The sequence below is a fragment of the Aureibaculum koreense genome, assembly GCF_034296135.1.
In the GTDB taxonomy this organism is placed as follows: Bacteria; Bacteroidota; Bacteroidia; order Flavobacteriales; family Flavobacteriaceae; genus Aureibaculum.
The window spans coordinates 76292-89955 of the sequence record NZ_JAXKVV010000005.1 but is presented as its reverse complement, the minus strand read 5'-3'; the positions used below and the strand labels follow the sequence as shown (position 1 = coordinate 89955).

Genomic DNA, 13664 nt, shown 5'->3' with positions numbered 1-13664 from the left:
CAGCTAATATCAACTTTTAAAATCTTACATCCTGTATTTCTTCAACCTTATCAAACACCGCTTTGGCAAATGGGCAAAGTGGTAAAATTTTAAGATTATTCTCGCGTGCAAAATCTACAGCCTTCATCACTAATTTTTTACCAAACCCTTTGCCGCCAAATTTGTCTTCAACTACTGTATGGTCGATTATAAACTTTGATTCTCCCGCCCAAGTGTAGGTCATTTCTCCTGCAAATTCATAATTTTCATAAATGACAAACCGTCCTTTTTTACCGTTATCTTCGCGTTCTATTTTGTTCATATTTGTAATATATAAGTTTTTATCTTAATCTTCTAAATACCCGAACTTTCCATTATTAAAATCATCAAAAGCTTCTCTCAGTTCCTCTTTTGTATTCATTACAAAAGGCCCGTGAGCGGCAATGGGTTCGTTTATAGGTTCTCCGCTTAATACCAATACAACTGCATCATCGGTGGCTTCAATTTCAAACTTTTCACCATCATTAGCCATTAGTGCCAAATGATCTGTGGGCGTTTCTTCTTTGCCATTTACCACAATAGCACCTTCAAGTACCAGTAGTACTGTGTTGTAATTCGCAGGAAATTCAAAGTTTGCTTTACCACCTTTGTTTAATTTTGCGTTCAACATATGTATGGGTGTAAAAGTAGAAGCCGTTCCTTTGACATCTTTATACGCTCCAGCAATGACTTCTATAATGCCCGCTTCGTTATCAAGCTCAAAACGACCCATTTCTGCGTTTTTTATGGCTTGGTATTTTGGCGTACTCATTTTGTCCTTTTTTGGAAGATTTACCCACAGTTGTACCATTTGAAAATCACCACCTTTTTTGCTCCATTCTTCTTCGTGGTATTCTTTATGTAACACACCACTCGCAGCCGTCATCCATTGTACATCGCCCTCGCCAATTATACCACCTCCACCACTACTATCGTGATGGGCGACTTTACCTTTGTACGCAATAGTTACCGTTTCAAAACCCCTGTGTGGATGCACACCAACACCTTTTGGTTTGCTTGAAGGTGGAAAATTATAAGTTGAATTATAATCCAACATAATAAAGGGATCCATACGTTGCATATCCAATCTAAATCCACTTGGGATAAAGTTATGTACTCTAAAACCATCACCGACAAAGTGAGGTTCTCTAGGACTTACTACTAATTCTACAGTTTTTGTTTTCATGGTTTTTATTTTTTAAGATTGTCCATAATTCAATTAAGTACGTCACCCTGAATTTAGTTCAGGGTCACATCCAACAAATAGCTGTATGGCTTATTGTGATGAGATGCTGAAACGAGTCTGCCTGTCGGCAGACAGGTTCAGCATGACGTTATGCTATATTAATAATATGGATAAATAATAATTTTTATACTACAAATGTACAATTGAAACTAAACCTGTGCATTGATGTATGATAAGAACCTATTTTTTGAAGTTTTTATGTGCCAATTCCCTACGGACGCGACTTAAACTTTCGGGTGTGATGCCCAAATAGGATGCCACCATTGTTTGTGGAACTCTCAACAATATATCAGGATACATTTTGATAAATTGTAAATATCTTTCTTCTGCTGTTGCACTTAATAACAGGTTAATCCTGTTCTGTAATTGTCTGATATGGTTGTGAAGTAATCTATTATTGAAATCAGTAAAAGTTGGAATTTTTCTTGAAAGCAACTGAATAAATTTCTCGTCGAGCATAACAACTTCGCTATCTTCCAATGCTTGAATAAAATATGCTGATGGTCTATTGAAGTACGTACTTTCTCTATCTGTAACAAACCAGTTTTCAGGTGCAAAGGACAAGATGTGTTCTCTACCTTTTTCATCAATTGAATATTGCCGTAGCAATCCTTTTTCAACAAAAAAAGTATGTTTGCAATACTCGCCACTTCTTAACAAAGACTCATCCCTTTTAACCTTTTTAATAGTGCAGTTTTCTAGTAATGAAGCTATTTCCTTTTCTTCAATATCAAGGTTTGAGGTTAAAAATGTTTTTAAATTGAAGTTGTTCATTGTTATTTAAAATTATCCTTGTCATTTATGGTTAATTCAACAATTCTGAAAACGCTTTAATTTTACAATATTAAGGTAGTTAAATTAAAAAAAGAAGCAAGACTCCTAAGAGCATTCCAATAAACGCTTATTTAACAAACTAAAAAAACCACACAGGTCTTTACCCCCTGCGTAAAAACTTCGGAGTACAAGGAAGACTTGTGAGGTTTAATGTTATTTTAAAAGACTTACTACAGCTTACTAAGCCGCATTCTCCTTTTTAATCAAATTCAAAGCAGAACCTTCTCTAAACCATTGAATCTGACTTTCATTATAGGTATGGTTTGCTTTGATAGTGTCTTCACTACCATCTGCATGTTTTACTAAAATAGTTAATGGCTTGTCTGGAGCGAAATCAACCAAGTCAATAAAATCGAAAGTATCATCTTCCTTAATTTTATCGTAATCAGCTTCATTTGCAAAAGTTAAACCTAACATTCCTTGTTTTTTAAGGTTAGTTTCATGAATTCTAGCAAACGATTTCACTAAAACTGCAATAACACCTAAATGCCTCGGTTGCATAGCCGCATGCTCACGAGAAGAACCTTCGCCATAGTTATGATCTCCCACTACAATTGATGGAACTCCTGCTTTTTTATAAGTTCTGGCCGTATCTGGTACTGCACCATACTCACCCGTCAATTGATTCTTAACCATGTTGGTTTGCTTGTTAAAAGCATTTACAGCACCAATTAATGTGTTGTTGGAAATATTATCTAAATGCCCTCTGTAACGCAACCATGGGCCTGCCATTGAAATATGGTCAGTGGTGCATTTCCCAAAAGCTTTTATCAATAATTTGGCTCCAGTAATATTTTCACCATCCCAAGGTTTAAAAGGTTCCAACAACTGTAAACGTTCAGAATCAGTATTGACCTTTATTTGAACACTACTACCATCTTCTTTTGGTGCTAAATAACCATTATCATCTACATCAAAACCATCTGGTGGTAATTCAATTCCTCTAGGCTCGTCTAATTTTACTTGTTGTCCATCCTCGTTCAGTAACGTATCGTTCATAGGGTCAAAATCCAGTTTACCAGAAATTGCAATGGCTGCCACCATTTCGGGCGAACCTACAAAAGCGTGTGTATTGGGGTTACCATCTGCACGTTTAGAAAAGTTTCTGTTAAACGAGTGTACGATTGTATTTTTTTCGTCGCCCTTTAAGTCACTTCTATCCCATTGTCCTATACAAGGACCGCAGGCATTCGTAAAAATAGTTGCTCCTAGATTTTCAAAGACGCTTAACAATCCATCGCGTTCCGCGGTAAATCTGATTTGCTCAGAACCTGGATTAATACCAAAATCACTTTTCGGTTTTAGTTTTTTATCAATAGCCTGTTGAGCGATAGAGGCCGCACGTGTCAAATCTTCGTAAGAAGAGTTAGTACAAGAACCTATCAATCCCCAATCAACCTTTATTGGCCACTCATTTTTTCTAGCTTTTTCGCCCAATTCACCAACTGGTGTGGCTAAATCTGGAGTAAATGGTCCGTTTAAGTGCGGACGTAAAGTAGAAAGGTCAATTTCTATAACTTGATCAAAATATTTTTCGGGTTCAGCATATACTTCATCATCACCGGTTAAATGTTCTCTAATTTTGTTGGCTTCATCCGCAATATCATTTCTATCGGTAGCACGTAAAAAACGTTCCATGGAATCGTCATAACCAAAAGTTGAAGTAGTTGCTCCTATTTCTGCACCCATATTACAGATGGTTCCTTTACCTGTACAAGATAAATTTTTAGCACCAGGACCAAAATATTCAACAATTGCACCTGTACCACCTTTTACGGTAAGAATTCCCGCCACTTTTAAAATGACATCTTTAGAAGCTGTCCAACCGTTTAATTTTCCTGTTAATTTTACACCTATTAATTTTGGAAATTTCAATTCCCACGGCATTCCGGCCATTACATCAACCGCATCTGCACCACCAACACCAACGGCTACCATTCCTAAACCACCTGCATTAACCGTATGTGAATCTGTACCAATCATCAATCCGCCAGGGAAAGCATAATTTTCCAACACCACCTGATGAATAATACCCGCACCTGGTTTCCAGAAGCCAAGTCCATATTTATTGGAAACAGATTCTAAAAAATCGAAAACTTCGCTACTCGTTTCATTGGCCCTAACTAAATCTTTCTTGGCACCTTGTTTCGCCTGAATTAAATGATCACAATGAGTTGTAGTTGGCACCGCCACTTTTGGCTTACCTGCTTGCATAAACTGCAGCAATGCCATCTGTGCAGTAGCATCTTGTAAAGCTATTCTATCTGGCTTAAAATCTACATAAGATTTTCCTCTTTTATAAACTTGAGTAGGCATACCTTCATCAAGATGAGAATATAAGATTTTCTCAGATAATGTTAAGGGTTTCCCGGTAAGTTGTCTTGCTTTATTGATGCGTTCACCCATAGTTTTGTAAACGCTTTTTATCATTTCGATGTCAAATGCCATAATTTTTTAAAATTTTATCAAACACAAAGATAACTAATAAATAAAACTTTCTAAAATATTCCTAAAATAAATTAAATGTTTAAGCATGTTATTGAATAAATAACAAAAAACGACACTAAAATTGCAAAAAATATAAATCGCATGAAGTTTTATTGCGATTAAGTAACAGTAAAAAAGATGAAAAATAAGTTTTTAAACGATTTCGGCGGACAAACCAAGTTCAAGCAACCTTGAACAACGCGGTTTCAACTCGTCATATTCACCTGTTTTAACCGCACATTTCCCTTTGTAATGTACTATGTAGGCACATTGTTCAGCTTGTACTGAAGAATGATTGCAAACGTCGATTAGCGATTCTATAACGTGTTCAAAAGTATTAACATCGTCATTAAAAAGAATAATTTCATGCTGTTTGACTTCTTGCTCAAGAATGTCAAAATCTTCCTGTTGTTTATGCTGTGTACTGCTCATAACGCTGGTAAATGTAAAAAAAAGATTCTAATTTCAAAATATTTTAACAATTTAGCCTTTTAAATATTTCAAGGCTACCCAGTTATTTCGCTCAATAATTTCCTGTTGTTTCAAATTGTATTTTGAAGCTTCCGCATCAATTAAAGGTATATCTTCTCGATAAAAACCACTCAATAGCAAAACACCTTGATTGTTAAGACAATCATTATAAACTTTAATATCATTGAGCAAAATGTTCCTATTGATATTGGCAATAATCACATCGTACTTTTTGTTAACAAGCAGCGTTGCATCACCTTCATAAACACTGATATGATTGCAATTGTTTCTTTCTACATTTTCTATTGAATTCTGATAACACCAATTGTCAATATCAATAGCATCCGTAGGATTTGCTCCTTTCATTTCGGCAAGAATCGCTAAAATTCCCGTACCGCAACCCATATCTAACACTTTTTTATCTTTTAGGTCTAATTTTAGCAAGTGCTGTACCATCATGTGAGTGGTTTCATGATGCCCAGTGCCAAAACTCATTTTTGGTTCAATAACAATGTCATATTTCAGATTAGGGTTGGGGTGAAAAGGAGCTCTGATACTTACTAAATTGTCAACCTGGATTGGACTGAAGTTCTTCTCCCACTCACTGTTCCAATTGACTTGTTCTATTTGCTCTTTAGTATAAGAAATTTCGAACTCATCACTTTTAAGAATGTAAATTTCATCTAAAATATTATCAGCATCATCCTCTTTTTGAATGTATGCTACAAAACCATTTTCGTTTTCCACAAAACTTTCAAAACCAACGTAACCCAGTTCGGCGATTAAGATGTCTGTTACGGGTTGCAGAGGGGAAACGGTAAAAGTATAAGCAATATAAACGTTCGACATTTTTTAAGTTAAATTGCGTCAATCAATGCCACAAAATCTTCCGATTTTAATGACGCTCCGCCAATTAACCCACCATCAACATCTTCTTTTGAGAAAATTTCAACTGCATTGTTCGGTTTTACACTACCGCCATATAGAATGGAAACGTTATTTGCAGTTTCAGCATCGTATTTTTTTGAGATTAGATCACGAATAAAAGCGTGCATTTCTTGAGCTTGTTCGGGGCTAGCGGTTTCTCCAGTTCCGATCGCCCAAACAGGTTCGTAGGCCAAAATGATGTTTTTCCATGCGTTGGCCTCTAAATGAAATAGTGCATTTTTTAATTGAGATTCCACCACTTTAAAATGTTTTTCACTTTTTCTTTCTTCCAATTTTTCACCAAAACAAAAGATAATTTCTAAGTTGTTTTTTAAAGCCTGATCTACTTTTTCAGCCAATAGCTTATCGGTTTCACCAAAATATTCCCTACGCTCTGAATGCCCTAAAATAACTGTTTTTATGCCGATACTTTTTAGCATATCCGCAGATATTTCTCCTGTAAAAGCTCCACTATCTGCTTGGTGCATATTTTGTGCAGCTACTTCAATGGCAGACTTTTTTGCTTTTTTAACCACAGCTCTTAAATTGACGTGGGATGGAGAAACAATTACTCTAGTATTGTCTAAAATTTTATCTTCAATGGCTTTTTTTATACCTTTTACCAACTTTTTAGATTCAGGTAAATTATTGTTCATCTTCCAGTTTCCGGCAACTATATTTTTTCTCATGTTGTGGTTTTTTAGTTTAATTTTGAATAAAGTACAAATATAAGCACTCGTGCCGACTTTTGTTTTATAAACTGGAAAGAATAATTAGTGCAATAAAAATAACCACTAATTCACTAATTTTTTATAGTTTTTGAATGAAAACTAAATGAATAGCCACTAATTTAAAAAATCTATAGATTTTTTATTCGGAATAATTATATTTTCACTGGCATCAAAATTATTCGTGGATTCGTGGCAAAGAAAGTTGCTTAAACTAAAGTTGCTACTGCTTGAATCTATTATTAATTCCTATTTTTGTCAAAATTTATCGATTTTTATGACAAGAGAGCAACTTATAGGGCAAATCCGATTAAAAAAGTCATTTTTATGTATTGGTTTGGATGTGGATCTTGATAAAATTCCCGAACATTTAAAGCAGCTAGACGACCCCATTTTTGAGTTCAATAAACAAATTATTGATGCAACGCATCATTTAACTGTTGCCTACAAACCCAATATTGCATTTTATGAGGCTTATGGAATAAATGGATGGCAATCTTTAGAAAAAACGATAAATTATCTCAATAAAAATCATCCTGAAATTTTTACCATTGCCGATGCCAAACGTGGCGATATTGGTAATACCTCAACCCGTTATGCCAAAGCCTTTTTTGAAGATTTAAGTTTCGATTCCATTACCGTTGCACCATATATGGGCAGAGACTCTGTGGAACCTTTTTTAGCATTTAAAGATAAATTTACGATACTTTTAGCCTTAACTTCCAACGCAGGAGGGTTGGATTTTCAAACTTTAGAACATAACAACGAACAGCTTTACCAAACCGTATTAAAAACATCTTTGAGCTATCAAAATTCTGAAAATTTGATGTACGTTGTTGGTGCTACACGGCCTGAATATTTCCAGAAAATCAGAAAAATTGTACCCAATCATTTTTTATTAGTGCCTGGTGTTGGTGCTCAAGGCGGTAGTTTAAGAGATGTTTGTAAATATGGCTTGACCGATGACATTGGTTTGTTGGTAAATTCAAGCCGTGGGATTATATATGCGTCCAGCGGTGAGGATTTTGCTGAAAAAGCGATGAAAAAGGCGTTGGAATTGCAAAGGGAAATGGAACAATTAGTAGGCAGTTGGCAGTAGCAGTTGGCAGTTTTTGTTCGATGAAACATTATGATTCTCTTAAAAAATTATAAAATCTATTAACATTTATGAGTGAAAATAGAGACATTAAATTAGATATTGAAAACACTAAACGAAAAATAAAAAATTTACCCGTTGAAAATGAAGGTAAAAAAAATTGGTTAGGGCATAGTGGTGGTGGGGCAATAATTGATGAAATGCTACTCTCCGGGTCAACCAAAATAGAATTAGATGCTAAACATATAAGAGAACATGGATCGTCAAGTCACATTAGCCATTTAAGAAAATTTCATGGATTACAAATAACTTACCCAAATAATGGTGGTATTTGTCGATTTAATTATCCTTCTGAAATTGATGAAGTTTCAAAAGTGAAAAATGATATTGAGAATACTTATTTTGAAAAACTTAAAAACATAAACGAAACCGATAAATCGTCCATTGTTTCTCAACGGGTGGGCCAGGACACACTTAGAAAATTCATCTTACAATTGTACAATAATAAATGTGCCATGTGCGATGTAGATGCCGTTGAAGTATTGACCGTAAGCCACATTGTTCCATGGAGTGCTGATGAAAGCATAAGATTAGAACCTGAAAATGCGATTTTATTGTGCGGTTTACATGACCTTGCTTTTGATAAACGTCTTATAACAATTAACGATAACTTTTCAATATCTTTTCCTGATAAACCTGACGGACTCTTAAAGGTTCTGAAAAAAATAACATATAAAAAATTAAATCTGCCAAATCATGAAGAATACTATCCTAAAGAAGAGTACTTGGAAAGACATCGGGTAAAAAACATAAATTAAAATGAGCGTGTCAAGCCCTAAACACACCCCTAACCCCTCTCAAGAGGGGAACTTCGCACTTTCCAAAAAAATCAAAAATCGTTAATCGTTGTTCGTTAATCTTTTATCTCCCGTCTTCAAGCCTTTCCACCATTAATTATCCCCTTAACAAAGACATCCAACTCTACCATTTGATTATAGCCTTTCTTTTTACCTAACTGTCCAAAAACATAAAAAATAATCCAAATTATCGGCATGGCAATGCACATATACATTGCAAACTGATACTCTTGCTTTAAGCTGTATTTTGTATAAGCCATTACTAAAAAAACAACAAAAGCTACTGCTACTGCAAAATGAAAAAACATAAACATTGTCCAGACTTGAGGTTTTGGGCCAAACAGTCCTTTTAAAATGGTTTTATTCTCTTCTTCAACAATTTCGATTTGTAATTGCGGCGACCAAAAATGATCTTCTTCAGTTGGCACATCAATAACAATATGATTATCTACTAATTTAGTTCTAAATTTATGTTCTTTTTTAGCAAAAACAGTTGCAAATTTTTTTAAAATAGTAGTTTTGCTTTCACTCAACTCTTCTCTAAAACGAGGTTTTAAAAGAATTTTATTGATTTTAGTGTCTGGTGTTGAGGTTTTCAAATGGTTAATGGTTTGTGGTTAAATTTAGTAAATAAATTGGTAATACAATTTGAATGCGGTAGGGTTCTTTTAAGATTACAACTATCATTAATGAGATTCCTCGTGCCTCGGAATGACAAATTGATTAACCCTATTAACTTCGGTCTTCGGTCGTCCGACTTCCAGCTTTTTAAACTATCTTTGCATCCAATTTTTTAGTTATGAGTATAGTAGCCATTGTAGGAAGGCCCAATGTAGGTAAATCAACTTTTTTTAATCGATTAATTCAGCGTCGTGAGGCTATTGTTGACGCTGTTAGTGGGGTTACTCGCGATAGACATTATGGAAAAAGTGAATGGAACGGTCGTGAATTCACATTGATAGATACGGGTGGATATGTAAAAGGTTCCGATGATGTGTTTGAAGCAGAAATTGACAAACAAGTAGAGCTCGCCATTGAAGAAGCGGATGTAATCTTATTTATGGTTGATGTAGAAACCGGCGTTACCGGTATGGATGAAGATGTAGCCAAATTGCTTCGTAAAGTTAAAAAACCAGTGTTATTAGTCATCAATAAAGTGGATAATAGTAAACGAAATGCCGATGCTGTAGAATTTTACGCCTTGGGCTTGGGCGAATATTACACCATTGCTAGTATTAACGGAAGTGGTACAGGAGATTTGCTCGACGCATTGGTTGAAGTACTACCTGAAAAAGAGGAAGAAAACGATGATGATTTGCCTCGTTTTGCGGTAGTCGGTCGTCCAAATGCTGGAAAATCGTCATTTATTAATGCCTTAATTGGTGAAGAAAGATATATAGTTACGGACATTGCTGGTACAACTAGAGATGCCATAGATACAAAATACAATCGCTTTGGATTTGAATTCAATTTAGTGGATACCGCAGGAATTAGACGAAAAAGCAAGGTAAAAGAAGATCTTGAATTTTACTCGGTTATGCGTTCAGTTAGAGCCATAGAGCATTCAGATGTGATTATTTTAGTGTTGGATGCCACACGTGGCTTTGAAGGACAAGATCAAAATATTTTCTGGTTGGCGGAAAAGAATAAAAAAGGAATTGTTATTCTTGTAAATAAATGGGATTTGGTAGAAAAAGACACCAAAACCACTAAAGAATTCGAAACCAAAATTAGAAAGGAAATAGAACCATTTACCGATGTGCCTATTCTCTTTGTTTCTGTGCTTACCAAACAACGAATTTTTAAGGCTATTGAAACTGCAGTTGAAGTTTTTGAAAAACGTAAAAAACGAATATCTACAAGCAAGTTAAATGAAACTATGTTAGAGATTGTTCAACAAAACCCACCTCCTGCTTATAAAGGGAAGTATGTAAAAATCAAATTTTGCACACAATTACCTACGCCAACGCCACAGTTTGCATTTTTCTGTAATCTACCACAATATGTTAGACCAGCCTACAAACGCTATTTAGAGAATCAAATGCGAGAAATCTTTGACTTTCACGGGGTGCCGATTATAATTTATTTTAGACAGAAGTAAAACGTAAACATTGCCCGAAGTTTTTTAACAAAACTTTAAACTAATTAATTAGTTGGGCTTTGTGAAAATGCATTTCTTTGCCTGCCTAAACCCATTTTCAACCCATAATGAAAAAACTTATTACCTGCATAGCATTGCTATGTACCGTCGCTATTTTTGCCCAATCAAAAAATTATCAAATCTCAGGAAAAATTGTTTCAGAAAACGATCAGAACCCGTTGGAATCTGCCACGGTATATTTAGAAAGGGCCAAAGACAGTACCCTAATTACTTATACCATAACCGACAAAAACGGTAACTTTAAACTGGAAGGTAAATCTCCATATAAAGGATTTAGATTGAACATTTCGTTTATTGGCTACAAATCTTATTCAAAGTTAATTGACTATAAAGATAATGCAATCGATTTGAAAGTTATTTCCTTATCTGAAGCCAATGTGTTGGACGAAGTTTTAATCAAATCAAGGTCACCTATTACCATAAAAAAAGACACGGTTGAATTTAACGTAAGTTCATTTAAAACGAAAAAGGATGCCAATGTTGAAGATGTTTTAAAAGAATTACCTGGTGTTGAAGTGGATGAAAATGGAAAAATTACAGTAAACGGCAAAGAAGTAAATAAAATACTGGTAAACGGTAAACCTTTCTTTGGGAACGACCCCACAATAACTACTCGAAATTTAACAAAAGATATTATTGAAAAAATTCAAATTACCGACACTAAAACGAAAGCACAAGCCTTTTCCGGTGAAGATAGTGAAGGTGAGGACAAGACTATAAATTTAACTATAAAAAAAGAAAATAATAAAGGTATTTTTGGACGCGTTTCGGCAGGTGCCGGCACCGACAAACGCTGGGAAGCCGCTGGAATGTTCAATTATTTTAATAACAATAGGCGTATTAGCGTTTTGGCGGGTGGTAACAATACAAATTCCCCTGGCTTTAGTTTTGGTGAAATTCAAAAAATGTTTGGAGGCCGCGGCAATTATAGGATGAACTATTCTGGCGGACGTATGTCTTTTGGTGTAAATGGGCTCAATTTTGGTGGTGGTGAAGGTATTACCACATCAAAAAATACAGGTTTTAATTATGCCGATCAAATTGGAAAAAAGGTAGAAGTATCTGCTGATTATTTTTATTCAACTAGCGATTCCGAAGATAAAAATGCCACGCAAAGAGAGAACATATTGCCCGACTCAAGGTATTTTACAGATTCAGAATCAAACTCTTCGAATCATAACGATAACCACAGTGCCAATTTAGATTTTGAAATAAACATTGACACTACATTAATGATAAATATTAGACCTTCTTTTAGACACTCAGTTAACAAAAGGGAATTTGATAGAGAAGAGGAGTCAAGAGATGAAACAAATGTAGTAACCAACACATCTAATACCTCTTTGTTTTCGGAAAGCAAGGCGACTAATTTTAGCAACGACTTTGATATTATCAAAAAGTTTGGAAGCCAAGGTTCTTTTTTACGTATCAATTTAGACAATGAATTTAGTTCCAATGATTCCGATGATTTTTTAAGTTCAGAAACTTCCATTTTTGGTGATAATCCTGAAAATATTTCAAGAAATCAATTCTCTGAAAACAATGATGATACTAAAAGCTTTTCCTCGCGATTTACGTACAGATTGCCTTTAGTTGGCAAGAAAGTATATTTAGATTTTAGATACACCTACGGTTTTGAAAATACGGACAGTAAAAAAAGTACTTTTGATTTTAATGAATCTTCGCAAACATTTTCTGATTTTAATACAGAACTTAGCACAGATTTTGAATATAAAAATTTTAGAAATGTACCAGGCCTACGTTTAACTTATGATAAAGATAAATTCAATATAAATTTTGGTAGCGATGTTGTATTTAGAACCTTAGAGAGCGAAGACTTTTTAAGACCTGAATTAAACCTCAAACGCAATTTTAGTAATTTAGAATTGAATTCTAGAATACGTTACCGTATGAGCTCTAGAAAATCTCTTTATATGCGTTACCGCTTAGACAACCGAGTGCCTCAATTAAGACAATTGCAGCCTTTTCAAGATGTTTCCAATCCGCTAAATATCATTACCGGAAATCCTTCATTAGAACCCACAAATACCCATGATTTGAGTTTTAGTTTTAACAACTACGACTTTCAAAAAGGTACAGGTATATACACCTATATGGGAGGTAGTATTTCTAATAACGATGTAGTATCCAACAGCATTGTCGATGAAAATTTTGTGCGAAACACTACGTATACCAATGTTAATGGTAACTCAAATTTATATATAGGTAGCGGTTATTCCAAAACCATAAAATTAGATACAGTTAGAACCTTAAAATTAAATATTGGGCTAGGTCTTAATCTAAGAAAATCCAATAATTTTAATAATGGAATTAAATATGTTGCCAAAAACAATTCATTCTCTCCAAACATAGGTTTTACCTATACATGGAAAGATATTATGGAACTCCGACCCAATTATAGAGTATCTTTCAACACCAATAAGTTTGATTTAGAGCGGTTTGACAATAGGGAATTTGTCACACACAATTTAGGAATCTCGACACGTACAACCGTACCTAAAAATTTGGAATGGGAAAATGAAATTAGTTTTAATTATAATTCCAATATTGCTGATGGGTTTCAAAAAAGTGCTTGGTTTTGGAATTCCACCCTTTCTTATTCCATTATGAAAGATAAAGGTATGATTACTTTAAAAGCCTACGATTTATTAAACCAGAACACCAATGCTAGAAGAATTTCCAATGAAAACTATATTCAAGATTCGCAAAGTACTGTATTACAGCAATATTTTATGATCGGATTTAGCTATAAATTCAATACGTTGGGTAAAGCCGGTGAGGTGAGAAAAGATAGGTTTAGAAGGTTTTAAATTTATTT

Annotated in this window: 12 protein-coding genes; 4 read left to right on the top strand and 8 right to left on the bottom strand. The window is 34.6% G+C overall.

The window, feature by feature from the left end; translation table 11 throughout:
* Positions 1-16: 16 nt before the first annotated feature.
* From UMM65_RS06455 to tpiA, 7 genes are all read right to left on the bottom strand, one after another.
* Positions 17-301: a GNAT family N-acetyltransferase gene (locus UMM65_RS06455; RefSeq protein WP_321975674.1), complete on the bottom strand. Its 285-nt coding sequence runs from the start codon at positions 299-301 to the stop codon at positions 17-19.
* 24 nt (positions 302-325) lie between these two features.
* Positions 326-1204 (bottom strand): pirin family protein, encoded by an 879-nt coding sequence (locus UMM65_RS06450; protein WP_321975673.1) that lies wholly within the window; start codon positions 1202-1204, stop codon positions 326-328.
* 240 nt (positions 1205-1444) lie between these two features.
* Positions 1445-2038 carry a Crp/Fnr family transcriptional regulator gene (locus UMM65_RS06445; RefSeq protein ID WP_321975672.1) on the bottom strand — a complete coding sequence of 198 codons (594 nt, stop codon included), beginning with the start codon at positions 2036-2038 and terminating at the stop codon, positions 1445-1447.
* A 240-nt stretch (positions 2039-2278) separates the two neighbouring features.
* Entirely contained in the window at positions 2279-4546 is a 2268-nt protein-coding gene (locus tag UMM65_RS06440) for an aconitate hydratase (RefSeq protein ID WP_321975671.1), read from the bottom strand.
* 192 nt (positions 4547-4738) lie between these two features.
* Positions 4739-5017 carry an ATP-dependent Clp protease adaptor ClpS gene (locus UMM65_RS06435; protein WP_321975670.1) on the bottom strand — a complete coding sequence of 93 codons (279 nt, stop codon included), beginning with the start codon at positions 5015-5017 and terminating at the stop codon, positions 4739-4741.
* Positions 5018-5068: 51 nt separating this feature from the next.
* Positions 5069-5905, bottom strand: a complete 837-nt coding sequence (gene prmA, locus UMM65_RS06430; RefSeq protein WP_321975669.1) for a 50S ribosomal protein L11 methyltransferase — start codon at positions 5903-5905, stop codon at positions 5069-5071.
* 8 nt (positions 5906-5913) lie between these two features.
* Positions 5914-6672, bottom strand: coding sequence for a triose-phosphate isomerase (tpiA, locus tag UMM65_RS06425; protein ID WP_321975668.1), 759 nt, complete (start codon positions 6670-6672; stop codon positions 5914-5916).
* A gap of 316 nt (positions 6673-6988) precedes the next feature.
* On the opposite strand from tpiA, the gene pyrF reads away from it, so the two are divergent.
* Together pyrF and UMM65_RS06415 are read left to right on the top strand one after the other, a co-directional pair.
* A complete protein-coding gene (gene pyrF, locus UMM65_RS06420; protein ID WP_321975667.1) occupies positions 6989-7810 on the top strand; it encodes an orotidine-5'-phosphate decarboxylase in 822 nt (273 codons plus the stop codon).
* A 68-nt stretch (positions 7811-7878) separates the two neighbouring features.
* Positions 7879-8625 carry an HNH endonuclease gene (locus tag UMM65_RS06415; RefSeq protein ID WP_321975666.1) on the top strand — a complete coding sequence of 249 codons (747 nt, stop codon included), beginning with the start codon at positions 7879-7881 and terminating at the stop codon, positions 8623-8625.
* A 116-nt stretch (positions 8626-8741) separates the two neighbouring features.
* On the opposite strand, the gene UMM65_RS06410 is transcribed toward UMM65_RS06415, so the two are convergent.
* Positions 8742-9263, bottom strand: a complete 522-nt coding sequence (locus UMM65_RS06410; protein ID WP_321975665.1) for a GTP-binding protein — start codon at positions 9261-9263, stop codon at positions 8742-8744.
* 200 nt (positions 9264-9463) lie between these two features.
* Between UMM65_RS06410 and der the strand changes: the two genes are divergently transcribed.
* Both der and UMM65_RS06400 read left to right on the top strand, forming a co-directional pair.
* Complete coding sequence (der, locus tag UMM65_RS06405) at positions 9464-10765, top strand: ribosome biogenesis GTPase Der (RefSeq protein WP_321975664.1); 1302 nt, start codon at positions 9464-9466, stop codon at positions 10763-10765.
* Between the two features lie 107 nt (positions 10766-10872).
* Positions 10873-13656 carry a TonB-dependent receptor gene (locus UMM65_RS06400; RefSeq protein ID WP_321975663.1) on the top strand — a complete coding sequence of 928 codons (2784 nt, stop codon included), beginning with the start codon at positions 10873-10875 and terminating at the stop codon, positions 13654-13656.
* Positions 13657-13664 lie beyond the last annotated feature (8 nt).

Excerpts from the sequence above, each read along its gene's own strand:
- UMM65_RS06455 (WP_321975674.1), bottom strand. The coding sequence starts at position 301 with ATGAACAAAATAGAACGCGAAGATAACGGTAAAAAAGGACGGTTTGTC.
- UMM65_RS06450 (WP_321975673.1), bottom strand. The coding sequence starts at position 1,204 with ATGAAAACAAAAACTGTAGAATTAGTAGTAAGTCCTAGAGAACCTCAC.
- UMM65_RS06445 (WP_321975672.1), bottom strand. The coding sequence starts at position 2,038 with ATGAACAACTTCAATTTAAAAACATTTTTAACCTCAAACCTTGATATT.
- UMM65_RS06440 (WP_321975671.1), bottom strand. The coding sequence starts at position 4,546 with ATGGCATTTGACATCGAAATGATAAAAAGCGTTTACAAAACTATGGGT.
- UMM65_RS06435 (WP_321975670.1), bottom strand. The coding sequence starts at position 5,017 with ATGAGCAGTACACAGCATAAACAACAGGAAGATTTTGACATTCTTGAG.
- prmA (WP_321975669.1), bottom strand. The coding sequence starts at position 5,905 with ATGTCGAACGTTTATATTGCTTATACTTTTACCGTTTCCCCTCTGCAA.
- tpiA (WP_321975668.1), bottom strand. The coding sequence starts at position 6,672 with ATGAGAAAAAATATAGTTGCCGGAAACTGGAAGATGAACAATAATTTA.
- pyrF (WP_321975667.1), top strand. The coding sequence starts at position 6,989 with ATGACAAGAGAGCAACTTATAGGGCAAATCCGATTAAAAAAGTCATTT.
- UMM65_RS06415 (WP_321975666.1), top strand. The coding sequence starts at position 7,879 with ATGAGTGAAAATAGAGACATTAAATTAGATATTGAAAACACTAAACGA.
- der (WP_321975664.1), top strand. The coding sequence starts at position 9,464 with ATGAGTATAGTAGCCATTGTAGGAAGGCCCAATGTAGGTAAATCAACT.
- UMM65_RS06400 (WP_321975663.1), top strand. The coding sequence starts at position 10,873 with ATGAAAAAACTTATTACCTGCATAGCATTGCTATGTACCGTCGCTATT.